18 protein-coding genes are annotated in these 17,652 nt (G+C 61.2%); 11 read left to right on the top strand and 7 right to left on the bottom strand.

Features of this window, described 5'->3' with window-relative positions; all coding sequences use genetic code 11:
* Positions 1-35: 35 nt before the first annotated feature.
* The 4 genes from ACWNC0_RS03345 to mgtA all read right to left on the bottom strand — a co-directional run bounded on the left by ACWNC0_RS03345 (position 36) and on the right by mgtA (position 4,577).
* Positions 36-530, bottom strand: a complete 495-nt coding sequence (locus ACWNC0_RS03345) for an Hsp20/alpha crystallin family protein (RefSeq protein ID WP_449469581.1) — start codon at positions 528-530, stop codon at positions 36-38.
* Positions 531-570: 40 nt separating this feature from the next.
* A complete protein-coding gene (locus tag ACWNC0_RS03340; RefSeq protein ID WP_449469579.1) occupies positions 571-885 on the bottom strand; it encodes a hypothetical protein in 315 nt (104 codons plus the stop codon).
* Between the two features lie 85 nt (positions 886-970).
* Positions 971-1,960 (bottom strand): zinc-dependent alcohol dehydrogenase family protein, encoded by a 990-nt coding sequence (locus ACWNC0_RS03335; protein ID WP_449469577.1) that lies wholly within the window; start codon positions 1,958-1,960, stop codon positions 971-973.
* Between the two features lie 10 nt (positions 1,961-1,970).
* A complete protein-coding gene (mgtA, locus tag ACWNC0_RS03330; protein ID WP_449469575.1) occupies positions 1,971-4,577 on the bottom strand; it encodes a magnesium-translocating P-type ATPase in 2,607 nt (868 codons plus the stop codon).
* Between the two features lie 163 nt (positions 4,578-4,740).
* Here mgtA and ACWNC0_RS03325 point away from each other — a divergent pair, with 163 nt between their 5' ends.
* Positions 4,741-5,745 carry a lysylphosphatidylglycerol synthase transmembrane domain-containing protein gene (locus ACWNC0_RS03325; protein ID WP_449469573.1) on the top strand — a complete coding sequence of 335 codons (1,005 nt, stop codon included), beginning with the start codon at positions 4,741-4,743 and terminating at the stop codon, positions 5,743-5,745.
* 14 nt (positions 5,746-5,759) lie between these two features.
* Here ACWNC0_RS03325 and ACWNC0_RS03320 read toward each other — a convergent pair whose 3' ends face one another.
* On the bottom strand, positions 5,760-8,441 hold the full coding sequence (locus ACWNC0_RS03320) for a bifunctional acetate--CoA ligase family protein/GNAT family N-acetyltransferase (protein ID WP_449469572.1): 2,682 nt from the start codon (positions 8,439-8,441) through the stop codon (positions 5,760-5,762).
* Positions 8,442-8,638: 197 nt separating this feature from the next.
* Between ACWNC0_RS03320 and ACWNC0_RS03315 the strand changes: the two genes are divergently transcribed.
* The 10 genes from ACWNC0_RS03315 (at position 8,639) to ACWNC0_RS03270 (ending at position 17,065) form a co-directional block, all read left to right on the top strand.
* Complete coding sequence (locus tag ACWNC0_RS03315) at positions 8,639-9,394, top strand: ATP-binding protein (RefSeq protein ID WP_449469571.1); 756 nt, start codon at positions 8,639-8,641, stop codon at positions 9,392-9,394.
* Positions 9,366-10,019 (top strand): BON domain-containing protein, encoded by a 654-nt coding sequence (locus tag ACWNC0_RS03310; RefSeq protein ID WP_196226904.1) that lies wholly within the window; start codon positions 9,366-9,368, stop codon positions 10,017-10,019. The genes ACWNC0_RS03315 and ACWNC0_RS03310 overlap by 29 nt, the downstream gene beginning before the upstream one ends.
* A gap of 550 nt (positions 10,020-10,569) precedes the next feature.
* A complete protein-coding gene (locus ACWNC0_RS03305) occupies positions 10,570-12,453 on the top strand; it encodes a PAS domain S-box protein (protein ID WP_449469569.1) in 1,884 nt (627 codons plus the stop codon).
* Positions 12,422-13,060, top strand: a complete 639-nt coding sequence (locus tag ACWNC0_RS03300; RefSeq protein WP_449469568.1) for a response regulator transcription factor — start codon at positions 12,422-12,424, stop codon at positions 13,058-13,060. The genes ACWNC0_RS03305 and ACWNC0_RS03300 overlap by 32 nt, the downstream gene beginning before the upstream one ends.
* A gap of 70 nt (positions 13,061-13,130) precedes the next feature.
* On the top strand, positions 13,131-13,520 hold the full coding sequence (locus ACWNC0_RS03295) for a response regulator (RefSeq protein ID WP_449469566.1): 390 nt from the start codon (positions 13,131-13,133) through the stop codon (positions 13,518-13,520).
* Positions 13,521-13,522: 2 nt separating this feature from the next.
* Entirely contained in the window at positions 13,523-13,798 is a 276-nt protein-coding gene (locus ACWNC0_RS03290; protein ID WP_449469565.1) for a response regulator transcription factor, read from the top strand.
* Positions 13,799-13,933: 135 nt separating this feature from the next.
* Positions 13,934-14,356: a CBS domain-containing protein gene (locus tag ACWNC0_RS03285; RefSeq protein ID WP_449469564.1), complete on the top strand. Its 423-nt coding sequence runs from the start codon at positions 13,934-13,936 to the stop codon at positions 14,354-14,356.
* A gap of 32 nt (positions 14,357-14,388) precedes the next feature.
* Positions 14,389-15,732 (top strand): erythromycin esterase family protein, encoded by a 1,344-nt coding sequence (locus ACWNC0_RS03280; protein WP_449469562.1) that lies wholly within the window; start codon positions 14,389-14,391, stop codon positions 15,730-15,732.
* Positions 15,733-15,734: 2 nt separating this feature from the next.
* Entirely contained in the window at positions 15,735-16,388 is a 654-nt protein-coding gene (locus tag ACWNC0_RS03275) for a dienelactone hydrolase family protein (RefSeq protein WP_449469561.1), read from the top strand.
* Complete coding sequence (locus tag ACWNC0_RS03270) at positions 16,388-17,065, top strand: phosphoribosyltransferase (protein WP_449469560.1); 678 nt, start codon at positions 16,388-16,390, stop codon at positions 17,063-17,065. The genes ACWNC0_RS03275 and ACWNC0_RS03270 overlap by 1 nt, the downstream gene beginning before the upstream one ends.
* 20 nt (positions 17,066-17,085) lie before the next feature.
* Here the strand turns inward: ACWNC0_RS03270 and ACWNC0_RS03265 are convergent, their stop codons facing one another.
* Positions 17,086-17,238, bottom strand: a complete 153-nt coding sequence (locus ACWNC0_RS03265) for a hypothetical protein (RefSeq protein ID WP_449469558.1) — start codon at positions 17,236-17,238, stop codon at positions 17,086-17,088.
* Positions 17,239-17,276: 38 nt separating this feature from the next.
* The gene (locus tag ACWNC0_RS03260) at positions 17,277-17,609 is read right to left on the bottom strand and encodes a hypothetical protein (RefSeq protein WP_449469557.1); all 333 of its coding nucleotides are present in this window, start codon (positions 17,607-17,609) and stop codon (positions 17,277-17,279) included.
* Positions 17,610-17,652 lie beyond the last annotated feature (43 nt).

The raw sequence follows: 17,652 nt of genomic DNA, 5'->3' as shown, positions 1-17,652 counted from the left end.
TCATTGCGTCCCCGTATCGGTTCAGCAGTCGTGTTCTACTTCGATCCGATCGGAATCTGGTGTGGCTTGCGTGCCTCAGTCGCGAGACGCGGGACGATGACCTTCAGAAGCCCTTTTTCCAGATGCGCACTGGCTTTGTCGGCATCCGCTTCGAAGGGCAGGGCGACCCGCCGCAAGAAGCTTCCCCGGCTGCGCTCGATCAGATGATAATGCTTCTTTTCGTCCTTCTCTTCGCGATCTTCCTTATGCTCGGCCTTGATGGTGAGTATGCCGTCATGAACATCCAGGGACACATCCTTCTCGTCAAAACCAGGCAGTTCGGCGGTCAATTCAAGTCCGCCGTCCGTCTCGGCAACGTCCACCTTGGGCAGGAGAAAGCCCTTGCGGTCGCCAGCATCGCTGGTGATCCAGCCGCGGCCGAAGTCATCGGTCAGGCGATCCATTTCCTTGCGCAGATCGGCGAGCGGATCAAATCCGCTGCGAAACATGCCGGTGCGTCCAAAGGGAATCAGCGAACGAAAGTCGGTCATTGTCTTTCTCCTGCTTTTTTGTGCGCGGCGGTTCGCCCCGTCATTGTCTGGGCTGTTGCGGATTTTCGGAAGCCACCGGGCTGTGCATCTCGCTGCAATGTTGCATGCCGTCGGGCATCTGCTGAGCTGACCCCATGGCCCCCGATGGCGGGTGCATGCCATCGGAGTGCATCCTGTGGCCGTCTTCATCCTTCATCATGGGGCAATCATGCTGGGGCTCCGCTACCGCAGACGGGGCGCTCTCCGCTGCTTCGGCCGGGTGGTGCCCGGCGTGCGGCTGTGCAGTCTGTGCCGATACACCGGCAATGAACATCAGGTTCAAGAAACCGGCACCGGCGATGAAAAGGCGGCGCATGAACAGTCCTCCGTAACAAGACTCCGGGTGGGAGTGTCGCCCTGCGCGCGAAGTGGCGCCATAAGTAGAGTCACGAACTCATGGATCAGGGCACGAGTACTGCGGCGCCCTTGATCTTGCCTGTTCGCAACCGTTGCAGCGCGTCATTCGCATCTTCGAGCCGGAAGGTTTCCGTGACGGTGTGAAGGGGGATGTCGCCTGCCAGTTCGAAAAAGGAGGTGCCGTCTTCTCGCGTCAGATTGGCGACCGAGCATATCTGCCTTTCCTCCCACAAGTCGGCATAGGGGAATGAAGGAATGTCGCTCATGTGGATACCGGCACAGATGACGCGGCCGCCTTTCCTGACCGCTTGCAGGGCACGCGGCACCAACTCTCCTGCGGGTGCGAAGATCAGTGCTGCATCAAGTGGCGCTGGCGGATCGTCGGAAGAACCGCCTGCCCATTCGCAGCCCAGCGAACGCGCGAACGCCTGTCCATCCTCATCGCCATCCTTGGTGAAGGCATAGACAGTGCGTCCCTGATGCCGGGCGACCTGTGCGAGAATATGCGCCGCGGCGCCAAATCCATACAGACCTATGACCGGCGCAGGGCCGGCCAGCCGCAGCGCTCTCCAGCCGATCAGGCCGGCGCAAAGGAGCGGCGCTGCTTCCACGTCGGAAAAACGATCGGGCAGGTCGAAGCAGTAATGGGCGTCGGCAATCACATGGCTGGCATAGCCGCCGTCTCGCGTGGCGCCGGTGAAGAGCGGTGCGTCGCAGAGATTTTCCTTTCCTGCCCGGCAGTAGGGACATCGACCGCATGTATGTCCCAGCCATGGAACACCCACCCGCTGGCCTATTGCAAAACCTTCCACGCCGACCCCGATCGCTGCGACGCGACCGACGATTTCGTGTCCGGGTATGATCGGGTAACGCGCGGGGATCTCGCCATCGAGTACATGCAGATCGGTTCGGCAAACCCCGCAGGCAGCCACTTCGATCAGCAATTCGCCGGGACCCGGATGGGGCACGGGACGCTCGATCCGGATCAGGGGAGTCCGGACGGTTCTGATCTGCATGGCAATCATTGCGCTCATGCACGGCCTCCTAACGCATCGCCACGCGCTTGAGCGCTTCGGCGGACAGCAGGTAAGCGGCAACCAATATGGTCGTGATGGCGACGATGGGTAGGCCTGGCGCGACGAAGCCCAATGCTGGGGCGATCGGTAGAAAGGGTATCGCGATCGCTGTGCACAGGCAAAGCCCGGCGGTCGTCACCAGCAGTCGATGGGGCCGTTGCCGCCATAGTGGCACTGCCGTGCGAATGACAAAAACCACTAATATCTGGGTTGCCATGGACTCGATGAACCATGCGGTGCGAAATGTTGGCACATCGACATGGAAAAGCGCGATCAGCGCGGCAAAGGTCGCGATGTCGAACAGCGACGACAAAGGCCCCATGATCAGTGTGAAGCGGACGATGGCCCGCATGTCCCAGCCATGGGGCGCCGCAAGATCGCTTTTCTCCGCACGGTCGAACGGGATGCCCGTTTGGGAGAGATCATAGAGCATGTTGTTGAGCAGGACCTGCACTGGCGTCAGCGGCAGGAAGGGCAGGAACAGGGACGCGAGCGCCATTGTCAGCATGTTGCCGAAATTGGAGCTGGTGCCCATGCGGATATATTTGAGGATATTGGCATAGGTGCGGCGTCCTTCCGCCACGCCGTCGGTGAGAACGGACAAATCAGGCGCCAGCAGGATCATGTCCGCAGCCTCGCGAGCCACGTCGGTGGCGCCATCCACCGAAAGGCCGACGTCCGCTGCCCTGATCGCGGGCGCGTCGTTGATGCCGTCGCCGAGGAATCCGACAATATGTCCGCGCGCTTGAAGCGCATGCACAATCCTCAATTTCTGGTCGGGGGTGATGCGGGCGAAAAGGTCCGTCTCCACAACACGCACTGCCAGCGCCTCGTCATCGAGCGCGGCGATCTGATCGCCGGTGAGGAGGCCCGAAACCGGCCGTCCAAGCGCGGCCATAAGATGCTGCACGGCAGCGGCGGAGTCGCCTGAGATGACCTTGGTGGCGACGCCCGCCGCCTCCAGCCGTCCGATCGCGGCGGCAGCCGAGCCTTTGGGCGGATCAAGGAAAAGGCAGAAGCCCACAAATATCAGATGGTCGTCATCGTCCGTTTCGATGCGCTCACGGCCCGCCGCCGCTTTCCAGGCGATGCCCAGCAGACGAAGGCCCTGGCTGGCATTATCGTCATGCAGTGCCATGAGCCGCCCCTTCAACGCGGGGTCCAGCGGCACGATCCTGCCATCTGCCGCTTCGGCCTGATCGCAAAGGGCAAGGATCGTTTCCGGCGCGCCCTTTACGATCTCGACCCTCTCGCTCTCCCATTGCGCCAGCACCGAAACCCGCCGCCGTTCGAAATCGAACGGACGCTCGTCGAGCTTGCGCCATCCGGTGAGCGGATGATGTCCCGTGTGCGCGAGCAGTGCATCGTCCAGTGGGCTCCGCAGGCCGCTTTCGAACCGGGCATTGACCGCGGCCAGTTCGAACACGCGTTCACTGTCGGCGCCGTCTATCCCCGGATGGCCGGTCATCATGATCCGTGCCTCCGTGAGCGTACCCGTCTTGTCGGTACATAATATGTCCATCTCACCCAGGTCGTGGATTGCCGAAAGCCGTTTCACCACCACCTTCGCCGCAGCCATGCGCTGCGCTCCGCGCGCCAGACCGATTGTCATGATCATCGGCAGCAGTTCGGGCGTAAGACCAACCGCCAGCGCCATCGCGAACAGGAAGGATTCCACCGGTGGTCGGCCGAGCGCCAGATGAGCCAGGATGACGAACAGGACGAGGAAGATCGTCATCCGCACGATCAGCAGCCCCAGCCGGTGGATTCCTCGCTCAAAGGCGGTCGGTGGCTGTTCATCGCCGAGCGACCGGGCGATCCCGCCGAAATGGGTGCGATCGCCCGTCTGGACGACCAGCATCTGTGCGCTGCCCCCGATCATCGAACTGCCGTGCAGCAGAAGGTTTCTTGCCACGGCCATGGAAGCGTCGGGTTCCACAATCGGCGACTTTTCGACCGGGAAGGGCTCTCCGGTCAGCGCGGCCTGATTGACCTGAGCCGAGTTGGCTGACAGCACGAGTCCATCGGCGGGTATCAGATCCCCCGCCGCGAGCATGACAACGTCCCCCGGCACCAGATCGCGCACGGGCAGAGTGACAGCGGCCCCATTCCGCAGTGTTCGCACGGTGAGAGCGATCGCCTCCCTGAGCGCTGCGGCGGTAGCTTCGGCGCGTCGTTCCTGCACCGTGTCGAGGATCGTGGACAGCAAGACCATGGCGAGGATCAGCAGGAAGCTCGCCATGTCGCCCATCACCCCCGCGACGGCAGCGGCGGCAAGAAGCATCAGCACCAACGGGTTGCCAAGCCTTCGCGCCAGATCTGCGGCAACGTGGCGCCGGGATCGTTCGAACAGGATGTTGGGGCCAGCGACCGCCAATCTGCGTCCGGCTTCCTCGGAGGAGAGGCCGCCTTTTTTTGCGACGAGCGCGACAAGACTTTGCTCAACGGGCATCCGCCAATATTCGGCGGCGACCTGGTTCATTGCGCTGTCAGGATTGATGGCGGCGGAAGAAGGATCGCTGCCCGGCCTTTGATGAGCCGCTTGTCGGAACGGCAAGGGAATGGAAAAAGCCATCGCAGCTCCAAAAAACCAGCGGATCGAGCAGGATGACATGACCCATGCTGATCCCGGCTCTAATCCGTTAAGCTACGTAGCTGTCCGAGGTTCGCCCGGTCGAAGGCTCCCGTAAAGTCGACGGGTCTTTCGGACCACGCTGTTCGCAGTCAGGAGCGCGTGGGTGTCGTCGGGACTGGAGGAGGGTATGGCGTCTGCTCGATGGCGAAGCTGGTTTCTTGCGATCCTTATCGCCGCGGGTCTTATCGCCGCCGTCGCCCACTGGGGAGAGGTGAGGCGGTTCGCGGCCCTGCTGCGTGAAGCCGAGCCGGGCTGGATCGGCCTAGCGCTTGTGCTTCAACTGACAACCTATGCAAGCGTGGCAGGCGGATGGGCGGCAGTGTTGCGGCGTGCGCGGACGCCCCAGCCTTTGCGGCCCCTGATGCGAATCGCCCTGACCAAGCTGTTTGCCGATCAGGTTCTGCCCAGCGCTGGCATGGGTGGGAACATCCTGCTGGTAGATCAACTGAGGGCGCTTGGCGTGCCGAAGGGAACGGCGGTGGCCGCTCTCCTCTTGTCCATGATCGGCTTCTATGCGGCCTATGCCTTCTTCGCGCTCGTGACCCTGATCCTGCTCTGGCTTCACGACCGCGCCACACCGCTGATGGCGGGGGTCGTCACGATCTTTCTCCTCGTTGCCCTCGCGATCCCTTCGCTCGCCTTGTGGCTTCGCCGCCGGGGGAGCAGGCCATTGCCGGATCGGATCGAACATATCGACTTCGTGCGCCGGTTGCTCGAAACCGTCGCGCAGGCGCCAGCCGCGCTCTTGCGAGACACGCGGCTCACCCTGACCGTCACGGCGTGCAATGCGATGATCTTCCTGGCCGATGCCGGGACGCTGTTCGCGTGCTTGCACAGCCTCAATCAGCAGGCGGCGTTCGGGACGGCGTTCATTGCCCTGATCATGGCGTCGGTCATCGCAACGCTGGGGCCAATCCCGCTGGGCCTTGGCAGCTTCGAAGCGACATCGGTCGCGATGCTGCATCTCCTTGGTGTGGAGTTGGAGGCAGCCTTCGCCGCGACCATGCTGCTGCGGCTGTTCACGCTCTGGCTGCCGCTCATGCCCGGCATTGTGATGATCCGTGGCGTCGCGAAAAAGCGGTCTGCACGGAGCAGGCAATTTCGATAGCGATGCTGCGGCCTTCAGCCAGGATTGGCCGCCGCCATGCCTTTTCTGGCGATGCGAATGGTTGGATCGTCGGGATCCACGATCGTGACGAAGCCCAGCTCACGCTCCATGCGCAGCGCCGCGTCATGATCGGCACACTCGACCGATTCAACCATGCCGATACCTTCTGACTTTGCATAGCGCAGCACATGTTCGAACAATGTCCAGCTTATCCCCTTGCCTTTACTGTCAGTCCGTGTGGTGAGCGCGATTTCCGCCCGGCTGCGGTCGGGGTCCGTCGCCAGCATGGCGATCGCAATGACCTCTCCACCCTCTTCACCGAAGGCCAGGAAGCTGATCGTCCGGACATAGTCCACCCGTGTCATCATGGTGATCTGCTCATGCCGCACCTTGGGGAGGCCCGACATGAAGCGGAAGCGCAGATCTTCGGCTGAAACATGATCGAAGAAGCTTGCTACAGCCGCCTCGTCGTCCGCCCGTACCGGCCGTACATGAAAACGGACGCCATGCTCCGTCACAAGGTCGGAAGCCCAGCCTCCCGGCGGCGCGCGCAGCACGAGGCGCGATTGAGGCGCTGGTTCAGCGGTGATACGCGCCCGCGCATCCAGCGCGATGACGCCTGCGGCGCTTACCAACAGGGGGTTGATGTCGAGTTCGAGCAGGTCGGGCAGATCGACCGCCATCGCCGACACGGCGTCCAGCACATTGGCGAGGCTGTCCACATCGGCGGGCGGCACCTTACGGTATCCGGCAAGCATGGCCGAGATGCGTGTTCGCGCGATCAGGGCACGTGCGCCCGCATGGTCGAGTGGAAGAAGGTCGATAGCCTTGTCGCGCAGAAGCTCCGTAGCGGTGCCGCCCGCGCCCGTCATGATGATCGGGCCGAATGTCGGATCGGTCGCGATGCCGACTATCATCTCGGTGCTGCTCTCGGCCTTGATCATGTCTTCCACGGCAAAGCCCTGGATTCGCGCGTCCGGGAAATCGCGCTGGATTCGTCGTTCCATGTCTTGTGCGGCCGCAACTGCCGCGTGAGCATCGGGCAGGTTGAGCGCCACGCCGCCCACATCCGATTTGTGCGGTAGATCGCGAGAGACGATCTTGACGGCATAGGGCGCGCTCAGCCAGCAGCAGGCTTCCTCCACTGCTTGCGCGGACGCGGCAAAGCGGGTTGGCGCGATGGGGACACCATAGGCTTCCAGCAGCTGCTTCACCTTTAGCTCGGACAGCAGCGTGCATTTGTCCGCCTGTGCGCTGGCGATAATGGCGCGGGCAGCGGCGCGGTCGGCCTTCACCTCGCGCGTTTGCACGGGTGCATCGGTCAGGCTTCTGCGAATGCGGCGCGCCTGCGCTAGATAGCCAAAGGCGCGCACGGCGTCATCTGGCGTGGAAAAGACGGGGATGCCTGCCGCCGTGAATATAGACCTTACGGCATTGGCGTTTGCGTCGCCGAGCCAGCAGGCAAGGACGGGCTTGCATATGCGCTCTTGTGCCGCCGTGGCGACTTCCCGGCATATCGCCAGCGCCGTCTCGCCTGCTTCGCTGCGTGCCGTGGGGCAGTTCATGACCAGCACTGCGTCGCTTGCCTCGTCCCGCAAGATGGCTCGCAACGCGACGCTGTATCTGGTCGCGTCGGCATCGCCCAGCACATCAACGGGATTGCTGCGCGACCAATCGGCGGGCATGTCCTTCTCAAACATTGCCTGCGTTTCCGGGGTCAGCTCGGCGAGCTGAGCGCCGGTTCGTGCAAGCGCATCGACCGCCAATATACCCGCTCCCCCGCCATTGGTGAGGATCGCCAGCCTGTTGTCAGCGATGGGCTTGCAGGTGCAGAGGATTTCGGCGGCGTCGAAAAGCTCGGCGAGGCTGTCGACCAACAGGATGCCCGCCCTGGCAAAGGCCGCCTCATAGACATCATAGGCGCCGACCATGGCGCCGGTGTGAGACAGCGTTGCCCGGGCTGCGAGCTCGCTCTTTCCGGCCTTGATCGCGATGATGGGCTTGGTGAGCGCCGCTGCCCGTGCCGCCACCATGAATTCAGCCGCCTGGGTTACGCCCTCGACGTAGAGAAGAATGGCATGGGTGTGCGGGTCGGTTGCAAGCAGGTCGATGAGGTCGCCGAGGTCTGCGTCGGCCATGTCTCCGGCCGAGATGATGGCGGAAAACCCTACGCTGCGGGTCTGCGCCCAATCGAGCACGGCGGTAATCAGCGCGCCGCTTTGAGATATGAGGCCCAGATGGCCGGGCTTTGCCGGGGTGCGTGCGAAGGTGGCGTTGATCCTGGTATGGGGAGACATGATGCCGAGACAATTGGGGCCGACGATCCGTAGGTCATGCCGCTTCGCTGCGTCCAGCACCTCGCCGCGAAGGCCGCCAGCATCGGTCAGCCCGGCTGAAAGGATCACGGCGCAGCGCGTGCCGAGCCTCCCCAGCTGATCGATGATCGGAGCTACCGTCGATGCTGGTGTCATGACGATCGCTAGTTCAGGCGCCTCCGGGAGGCTGTCGATGGTCGCGAACCATGTCGCGCCTTGTCGGGCGACCGGATGCGGATTGACGACATAGACTTTGCCCTCAAATCCGTCCGCAAGCAGATTGTCGAGCACCAGGGTTCCGACGGCTCCCTTGCGCTCCGATGCTCCGACCAGAACTATGCTTTTGGCATGAAGAAGGGGCGACAGGTTGCGGATCGTCATGGCTCGTACAGCCTTTCACTCAAATGCGCCGCTGGCGCTTGCCTGAGTGATCCTAGGGGATGCGCTGCTCTGGCCGACATTCGTAAATGCCGCAGGCCAATCCCCCGAACGAGATTTGAAGAAAGGCTACTTACGGGAAGTTGCGAATAGGGAGGCAGCACGCATTTCCTAAAATCGTCTCGAACAGTGTGGAGGCGATGATGCGGGACTCGAGCGACTTAAAGGCTGGCCTATCGAGCCAGGATCTTGCGCGAGAGATCGTTCACGATCTTCGCAACCTGTTCGCCGTGATCACCTCCATCCAGCATCTGCTAATCAAGAAGCTTTCCGGATCGGAACGAGACAAGCTGCTGCGCGCCCTGGGCGCCGCCGCCGTGCGGGGTGGTGAACTGACTTCCCGGTTGCTCTCGAAGAAGGTTCGGGAGGAGCCTCGCCTGTTGGATGTCGGTGCGCAAGTGGCCGATGCTGCTCCCCTTCTCCAGGCCGTCGTTCGCCCTTCCGCCTGTTTGGAGATCGACACGCAGGTAGCCGTACCAGCCGCTCTTGTGAGCGCCGACCCCGCCGACCTTGAAGCGGTGGTGCTGGAGCTTGTCGCGAACGCACGATCTGCTGGCGCGCGCCGAATAGTGCTTCGATGCCGCAGGATCGGCGATTGGATTTGGCTGGTGGTCGCCGACGATGGCCCTGGACTCCTGATGAATGGCAGCATGCCAGAGGCCGGTGCCAGGCAACCGGGCCGCGGAATGGGACTAAACCGAATTCGGCGGGCAATCCGCGACATGGATGGCAGATTGTTGATCCGCGGCAGTGCCGAGGCAGGAGTCGGTACGGTAGTCGCCATGCTTTTGCCGGTGGCGTTCCGCGCCGTCAGCAAATCACGCGCCCGAGAATGGCGCGCATTCCCCCGGGACAAGGAGAGTTGTGATGAAAACCGACGGACAGTTGCAGCGTGACGTCATGGACGAACTTGAATGGGATCCCAGCGTCGATCACGCAGACATCGGCGTGGCGGTGAACGATGGGGTCGTGACCCTGTCGGGCTATGTGACCAACTATGTTGAAAAGATTGCTGCCGAAAAGGCGACGAGGCGCGTCAGCGGCGTCAAGGCCATCGCCGAGGAAATCCAGGTCCGCTTCAAGTCCGAGCCGCACACGGCCGACCATGAAATCGCCAAGCGTATCCTCGACATGTTTTCCTGGAACGTCGCCATCCCTCACGAGAAAATCAATGTGAAGGTGGAGAAAGGCTGGGTCACGCTTTCCGGCACGGTGGACTTCCATTATCAAAGCGACGAGGCGAGGAAGGCGACCGCTAGAATTTCGGGTGTAACAGGGGTCAGCAACCTGATCGAGGTAAAGAAGCTGCCCGTTACTTCGGACATCCGTGAACGGATCATTGCTGCATTCAAGCGCCAGGCGGATCTGGATGCCGCAGGTGTCACCATTTTTACAGACGGCAATACGGTTCGCCTGGGTGGCCGGGTGAAGGCCTGGCATGAACGTGGCGTCGCCGAGCGGGCGGCCTGGGCTGCTCCTGGCGTGACCAAGGTCGAGGATAATATCTTGGTCAGCTACTGATCGGATAGCCCCCGGTGAACCCAATGGCACTATCGATGACGTTCATCGGGGGCTTGTCCATTTTATCCTGCCTTTTGGCTGTCGGCCGAGTTGATGGAGAACATCATGTCTTTCGTGGATCGCTTGCGGCAATCGGTTGACGCCATCTTCCTCACGGCGCTTTTCTTCGGACTCATGATAGCAATCGTTGCCATGATCGTCGCCAAACTGCCGGGATGACAGGCGACTGCAGCGACGCGCGATCCACCCTCAGAAATATGCTTGGCGCGTGCGTGTCGATCCTCCACCGAACTCACATTATGGAGCGCGCGACCCGGCCTCCTTTGGAAACTTGCCTAAGTCGAGCAACGCTCATCTGCCGTGAACGGTAGTGAGTCGATGAGAAGTACAGCCGTCAGTACGAATCCTATTGGAGCAGAAACTTAGAACTGAAAAATAATCATGTTGATTTTCATAATTTTAAATCGGCATTTATCAGTTCGTATTTCTTGGCGAGCCTGGAAGAGATAGCGTCGTATAAGCGAAGTGAATTCCTTCGACAGGTGAGGCAGTGTTCAAACGGATAACCGCGCCCTTGGCTGGCTTTGCGGCGATTGTCCTCGCTGTTGCAATCGCATCGGCGGTGCGGGCGTTATTAGACCCCTGGCTGGGCGACAGGTCGGCCTATATGCCATTTATCGTCGCCGTCATGGCCGTCGCGCTGTGGGTGGGTGAAGGGCCGGCAATCCTTGCCACATTGCTCGGCATCGCCGCGAACTTCCTTTTCATGGGCAGGCCCGCAGTCCAAGTGCGCGACATATTCGAAGTGGTCATGTTTGGCGCCACTGCCGCCATCATCATTCTTGTGATCCGTTTCGTTCATAAGGCCAACCTGCGTTTGGAGCGGGCTGAATTGGCGGCGAAGGCCAGCGAACAGATGGCCATGGAACTGAACCTGTTGATCGACGGTGCTCAAGGCCTGGCCATCTACATGCTTGATCCGATCGGTCAGGTCACGATCTGGAACCGCGGGGCCGAGCGGCTCAAGGGATGGACTGAGGAAGAAATCCTGGGCCAGCCAAGCGCCCTCTTCTATCCCGGCGAAGCCGTTGCCGTCGGCAAGCCGCAAGCTGACATCGAGCGTGCACGCAAAGAAGGGAGATTCGAGGAGGAGGATTGGCGTCTTCGCAAGGATGGGTCGGAATTCCTTGCTGCCGTCAGCTGGACGGCTCTTTACGGCGAAGGCGGGGAACTGCGGGGCTTTGCGAAGATCATTTCCGATATCACCGAAAAGCGTTCCGCCGAAGACCGGTTGCGTGCCCACGAAAGCCAATTAACCGCCATCTTGTCTACTGTCCCCGATGCCATGGTGGTCATTGACGAAAGCGGCAAGATGCTTTCGTTCAGCGCCGCAGCAGAGGCGCTCTTCGGTTTCAAGGAATCTGAGGTGTTGGGCAGGAATGTGAGGATGCTCATGCCGTCGCCGGATCGAGAGCGTCATGACAGCTATATCCACCGTTATCTGGAAACCGGTGAAAGGCGTATCATTGGCAAGGGACGGGTGGTCTTTGGCCAGCGGGCCGATGGATCGCTCTTTCCGATGGAATTGTACATCGGGGAAGCGCTGCGGGGAAATGAGCGGATATTCACCGGCTTCGTCCGCGATCTTACCGAGCGGCGTATGATTGAGCAGCAGATGGCGACCTTGCAGGCCGAAATCATCCACGTCACGCGGGTCAGTGCGATGGGCACCATGGCCTCAACGCTGGCGCATGAGCTTAATCAACCGATCGCGGCGGTCGCAAATTATGTCGAGGCGGTCCGCGATCAGATGGCCAGCCCCGACAAAAGCGAATGGCCCATGATGCGGGAAGCGCTGGGGGAAGCCGCCAGCGAAGCTTTGAGGGCAGGGCAGATCGTGCGTCGACTTCGGGAATTTGTTTCGCGAGGCGAAGTGGAAAAGACCATCGAAAGCCTCCCTGACCTTGTGAATGAAGCCTCCGTGCTAGGACTCGCGGGATCGAGGGAGATGGGGATTGAGGCGCATTTCGATCTCGATCCCGGTGCGTCACCCGTGCTGGTCGATAAGGTTCAGATCCAGCAAGTTCTGATCAATCTTATTCGGAATGCGTGCGAAGCGATGGCCGATAGCCCGATTAAAAGGCTCACCATTTCGAGCCGTGCCGAAAAGGAAGGTGACATCCAGGTCACCGTATCGGACACCGGTTGCGGCATGGCGCCAGGCGTCGCCAAGCAGTTGTTTACCGCATTTGTCAGCACCAAACCGGAAGGGATGGGCCTGGGTCTGTCCATATGCCGGACGATCGTGGAAGTGAATGGCGGCAAGATATGGATGGATACGCACAAGGGGAAGGGCACCGATTTCCATTTCACCCTCATTCGAGCGCAGGCGGAGGATGTCTATGACCGACAGGAAGCTCATTCACATCGTTGATGACGATGATTCCATCCGGCGATCGGTCGGCTACATGCTCAGGACCTCGGGCTATGCGGTCGAGACGTGGCGTTCCGGGGCCGCATTTTTGAAGGATTTGCGATCGGTGGAGGCGGGTTGTGTCCTGCTGGATGTCCGCATGCCCCAGATCGACGGTCTGGAGGTACAGCGGACCATGGCGGAGCGCGGGATCACGATGCCTGTCATCATCATGACCGGCCACGGCGAGGTATCGGTCGCTGTGCAGGCGATGAAGGCGGGTGCGGTCGATTTTCTGGAAAAGCCGTTTGAAAAGACCGTATTGATCGACGCGATCGGGCGCGCCTTCGGCCGCGTCCGCTTTGCCCAAGGTGCAGCGGCACAGGCCGCCAGTGCCGACGTAATCATCGGCGCCCTGACGGCACGCGAGCGGGAAGTGCTGGAAGGACTTGCTCAGGGCCTTCCCAACAAGACGATCGCCTATGATCTTGGCATATCTTCGCGAACGGTGGAGGTGCATAGGGCTAACCTCATGACAAAACTGCATGTCCACAGCCTGTCAGATGCGCTGCGGATCGCCTTTGCCGCGAGGATGGGACAGAAGGGCCTGACTGGGATCAATACTTAAAGACGTAGCGACGCCGCCGTGCCACCACTTGGGCATGTTGTTGAATCCTGCGGCGCAAGGCGCGAAGACAATGGCCGACCTACCAATCCCCATAGTCATATTGGACGACGACGCGGGATCGAGGAGGTCGATGCAACTCCTGTTGCAGGGACGAGGGTTTAACGTCCGCTCCTTCGCGATACCGGAATTGCTGATCGCCGAGGTGAAAGCGAATAATCCGGCTTGTCTGGTGACCGATTACCTGATGGCGGGGCATGACGGCCTTCAGGTATTGGCTGCGCTCCGCTCGGCGGGATGGAAGGGGCGGGCCATAATGGTGACCGCCTTCGGTTCGACCGCATTGATGCAGAAGGCAATCGCGCACGGCTTTGATGCAGTGCTCGACAAGCCTTGCAAGGAGTCTTCGCTCGTCAATGCGGTTATCGATGCGACGACGCGTGACGTGGGTTCGCAGGTGTGACCATGACGGGCATAACCAAGAAGCAGCCACAGCGACGCTCTTCCGCTGTCGCCCTGGACCTTTTGACGCGGCGCGAGCGTGAAGTGCTTGTGGCGGTCGCCAATGGCCTTACCAATCGGCAGACCGGCGAGTTGCTGGGCATCAGCCACAGGACCGTCGAAGTCCATCGCGCGAGGTTGATGCGCAAGCTGGAAGTGCGATCGGTTGCCCAGCTTGTTGCGCTTTATCTTCTCAAGGGCTTGCCACGCCCAAGCGTCGACAACGCCCTGACCCCATAGCTGTTCTCAAAGGCAGCCGTCTGCTACCATGCCCGGCCCGCCTGACACTTCGTATATTCCCCAATACCTATTGCCACCGATTTCGCGATCATGGTGCCTGAGTCCATTTGATGGCGTCATGGATTGGAGAAAATCATGACCTATGTGTCGGAAGTCATGCATCCCGGAGTCGATCGGGTGGCGCCGGACACCGGCCTCGCCGAACTGGCCCGGATCATGAGGGAAAAGGATATAGGCGCGATCCCGGTGAGCGATGGCGACACGCCGTTGGGGATCGTGACGGATCGGGACATCGCCTTGCGCGGCTTTGCCGGGAACGGACAGGCGAGAGCGATGACAGCCGCAGACATCATGTCGAAACCGGTCGTCTTCTGTCATGCCGAAGACAGCATCGAGGATGCGATCAGGTTGATGGAAAGCCAACAGGTCCGCCGTCTGCCGGTTGTGGATGATCGATCCAACATGGTCGGCATCCTGTCGCTGGGTGACGTCTCGCACTGTGGTCACCGCGATCTTGCGATTGAAGTCATGGCGGCGGTGAGCAGCCATCACGCCTGAGGGAATGACATCCTGACGATGTGAGGAAGAAGATGACCCAGGCAACGATGTTTGACCGCTCGACCACTCAAGCGCCCGATGAGCTTGTCCAGGCTCTCAGGCACCATGCTGAGCCATTGCCCTCGCCTGACAAGGTGGAGGATTTCGGTGCCTGTTTCGATCGGTTCGGAAATGCCAGGGTCATCCTTCTGGGCGAGGCGACACATGGAAGTTCTGAATTTTATCGTGCGCGCGCCGCGATTACCCGTCGGCTGATAGAACGGCACGGCTTCACGGTCGTGGCGGTAGAAGCAGACTGGCCCGATGCCGCGCGCATTGACGATTATGTGCGGCACCAGGCGCCGCGTCCCAGGCGGGGGGATGTATTCATACGCTTCCCGACATGGATGTGGCGCAACCAGGAAGTGCTGGCCTTCGCCGATTGGCTGCGGGGACATAATCAGGGCTTGGCGGAAGCGCGCCAGGCATCATTCCATGGCCTGGATGTCTACAGCCTCAGCGAATCCATCCATGCCGTGCTTGCCTATCTCGACAAGGCCGATCCGGACGAGGCGGAGGACGCGCGCCGCCGCTATGGATGTCTGACGCCATGGCAGGATGAACCCGCGCACTATGGACGGGCAGTCACTCTTTCCGGCGGCAAAGGATGTGAAGATGGCGTGGTGGCGCAGCTTCGCCAGCTTCTTGACCAGCGGCTGGACCTGCTCAAACAGGATGGCGAGGCGTGGTTCGATGCCTATCAGAACGCCCGCATAGTTCGCGCCGCGGAACGCTATTATCGCGCCATGTACCGCAGCTCGACCGAAAGCTGGAACCTGCGCGACCGGCACATGTTCGAAACGCTCCAGGCGTTGATGGCGCATCGCGGCAGCGGAACCAAAGCGGTCATCTGGGCGCATAACAGCCATGTCGGCAATGCAGCTGCAACGGCGATGGGTTGGCAGGGTGAATTCAACATCGGCCAGCTTTGCCGCCTCGCTTATGGCGACGATGCCGTGTCGATCGGCTTTGGGACTGACACCGGACTTGTCGCGGCGGCCAGCGACTGGGGCGGGGCGATGGAGATCAAGTCCGTCCGTCCCGCACGCCCGGACAGTTATGAACATGCGTTCCGGCGCACAGGCGTCGTCCGCAGCCTGACTGACTGGCGGGGACCGGGCAAGGAAGCGCTGCGGGATTTGCTCGGCCACACGCTTCTGGAGCGCGCGATCGGCGTCGTTTATCGGCCCGAAACGGAGCGGCTCAGCCATTATTTCGAGGCTGTGCTGGCGGAGCAATTCGATGCCTGGGTCTGGTTCGAACAGACCTCGGCGGTAACGCCATTGGGTCCGGAACGCCCTTCAGGCGCGCCGGAAACCTGGCCTTTCGGATTATGACCATGACGCAGATATTGGTGAACCGGCAGGATGTGACAATCGGCAGGCATGGGCTGCGGGCCTTCCTCGACATGCCGGATGGCGCGACGGGGTTGGTGATATTCGCTCATGGCAGCGGCAGCGGGCGGCATAGCCCGCGCAACCAATATGTCGCCGCTGGTCTGCATCGATCCCAGCTCGCGACTTTGCTGGTCGACCTGTTGACGCCGCAGGAAGAGCTGGACCGACGCAATGTTTTCGACGTGCAGTTGCTTGCGCGCCGGTTGAGGGAGGCTGCTGACTGGGCCGACGGCATGGCGCCGCTCGCCACGCTGCCGCTGGGCTATTTCGGGGCGAGTACAGGCGCGGCAGCCGCGATCATTGCCGCTTCGATGCCGGATGACAGGGCGGCTGCGGTTGTGTCTCGCGGCGGCAGGCCGGACCTCGCGGGGGCTGAAGCTCTGGGCCGGGTTCGTGCCGCGACGCTCCTGATCGTCGGCAGTCTGGACCGTGATGTGCTGAGCCTGAATCATGACGCAAAGGCGCTCATGACGGCGCCCGCGGAACTGGTCATCGTGCCCGGAGCGAGCCATTTGTTCGAGGAACCCGGAACGCTCGATCAGGTCATCAGCCTGGCTAGGCGATGGTTCAATTCTCACCTGAAGGGGGAGACCTGATGAAACCCCAATCCATGCTGTTTCACGATCGTCGTGATGCAGGCGTCCATTTGGCCAAGGCGCTGGCACGTTTTGCGCCGAGCCATCCGTTGGTGCTTGCCTTGCCGCGAGGAGGCGTGCCAGTCGCCTTCGAGGTGGCAAGAGCGCTTGATGCGGATTTGGATCTTCTCTTCGTGCGCAAGCTCGGCGCGCCGGGCTACGAGGAACTGGGCATCGGCGCGGTGGTCGATGGGGCAGAACCGCAACTTGTCCTCAATGAGGAAATCGTGCGGCAGCTGGCACCCACGCCGGAGTATATCCGTACCGAGATGCGCAAGCAGTTGGCTGAAATCGATCGGCGTCGGCGCGTCTATCTGGGGAATAATGAACCCATTCCGGTAGCAGGCCGTACCGTGATCGTGGTGGATGACGGCATAGCAACCGGAGGCACGATCAAGGCGGCGCTGAAGGGCATGAGCAAGGCGCATCCCGCGCGGCTCATTCTGGCGGTTCCGGTAGCGCCTGCGGCGGTGATCGCAGGTCTGCGGGAGGAATGCGACGACATCATCTGCCTTTACGAACCCCATCCCTTCTATGCGGTCGGGGCGCACTATGTGGTATTCGATCAGACGAGCGATGCCGAAGTGGTCAAGCTGTTGGCTGATGCGCGTCGGCAACGAAATACCCAATCAGCGTGATTGTGACCTCTACGACAAATTCAGCCCAGTTCGTGCTGCAATAGCCCGTTCAGGATGATCCATAGCCATTCTCCGCTGATCAATTGAGCGGCCAGGAGGGTAAGGATCAACGCGGCTGCGACTATGGCCAATATCAGCCATAGACGTGTCGCGGGTCTGTCCCGTTGCGTCATGGTTACTCTCCGGTGGGCCTGGAGCGCATGATCCGGCCTCAAGGACTGGTCCGGCTGGCGACCACGGCCGATCCGTCGGGCTGGATCTGGATAAGATGATAAGCCTTATCCTCGCATTGCGCCCTCCAGGCGGCGGACGGCGCGGTGGTTCCGGGCATCGGGCCGCTGTCGATTACTTGCTGGCAAGGCAGGCCAGCATCCCGGATGGCACGGAAAAACGCCGCATCCCGGGCCTCTTTGGGCAATGCCGCGATCTCCTCGACATAGTTCATCGTCGAACCATTCGTCTGGGGCGCGGGCGCTTCCGTCTCGTTCGCCGGTTTACACGCGCTGATGATCAGCACAGCGGCCAATAGCGGAAGTGTTCGCATTGCGATGCTCCTGAACAGACATCATGGAGATGCCTTTTCCCAT

The organism is Sphingobium chungangianum, assembly GCF_977014255.1.
This window is presented reverse-complemented; position numbering and strand designations above follow the sequence as displayed.

Excerpts from the sequence above, each read along its gene's own strand:
- ACWNC0_RS03345 (WP_449469581.1), bottom strand. The coding sequence starts at position 530 with ATGACCGACTTTCGTTCGCTGATTCCCTTTGGACGCACCGGCATGTTT.
- ACWNC0_RS03340 (WP_449469579.1), bottom strand. The coding sequence starts at position 885 with ATGCGCCGCCTTTTCATCGCCGGTGCCGGTTTCTTGAACCTGATGTTC.
- ACWNC0_RS03335 (WP_449469577.1), bottom strand. The coding sequence starts at position 1,960 with ATGAGCGCAATGATTGCCATGCAGATCAGAACCGTCCGGACTCCCCTG.
- mgtA (WP_449469575.1), bottom strand. The coding sequence starts at position 4,577 with ATGGCTTTTTCCATTCCCTTGCCGTTCCGACAAGCGGCTCATCAAAGG.
- ACWNC0_RS03320 (WP_449469572.1), bottom strand. The coding sequence starts at position 8,441 with ATGACGATCCGCAACCTGTCGCCCCTTCTTCATGCCAAAAGCATAGTT.
- ACWNC0_RS03315 (WP_449469571.1), top strand. The coding sequence starts at position 8,639 with ATGATGCGGGACTCGAGCGACTTAAAGGCTGGCCTATCGAGCCAGGAT.
- ACWNC0_RS03310 (WP_196226904.1), top strand. The coding sequence starts at position 9,366 with ATGAAAACCGACGGACAGTTGCAGCGTGACGTCATGGACGAACTTGAA.
- ACWNC0_RS03300 (WP_449469568.1), top strand. The coding sequence starts at position 12,422 with ATGACCGACAGGAAGCTCATTCACATCGTTGATGACGATGATTCCATC.
- ACWNC0_RS03295 (WP_449469566.1), top strand. The coding sequence starts at position 13,131 with ATGGCCGACCTACCAATCCCCATAGTCATATTGGACGACGACGCGGGA.
- ACWNC0_RS03290 (WP_449469565.1), top strand. The coding sequence starts at position 13,523 with ATGACGGGCATAACCAAGAAGCAGCCACAGCGACGCTCTTCCGCTGTC.
- ACWNC0_RS03285 (WP_449469564.1), top strand. The coding sequence starts at position 13,934 with ATGACCTATGTGTCGGAAGTCATGCATCCCGGAGTCGATCGGGTGGCG.
- ACWNC0_RS03280 (WP_449469562.1), top strand. The coding sequence starts at position 14,389 with ATGACCCAGGCAACGATGTTTGACCGCTCGACCACTCAAGCGCCCGAT.
- ACWNC0_RS03275 (WP_449469561.1), top strand. The coding sequence starts at position 15,735 with ATGACGCAGATATTGGTGAACCGGCAGGATGTGACAATCGGCAGGCAT.
- ACWNC0_RS03270 (WP_449469560.1), top strand. The coding sequence starts at position 16,388 with ATGAAACCCCAATCCATGCTGTTTCACGATCGTCGTGATGCAGGCGTC.
- ACWNC0_RS03265 (WP_449469558.1), bottom strand. The coding sequence starts at position 17,238 with ATGACGCAACGGGACAGACCCGCGACACGTCTATGGCTGATATTGGCC.
- ACWNC0_RS03260 (WP_449469557.1), bottom strand. The coding sequence starts at position 17,609 with ATGCGAACACTTCCGCTATTGGCCGCTGTGCTGATCATCAGCGCGTGT.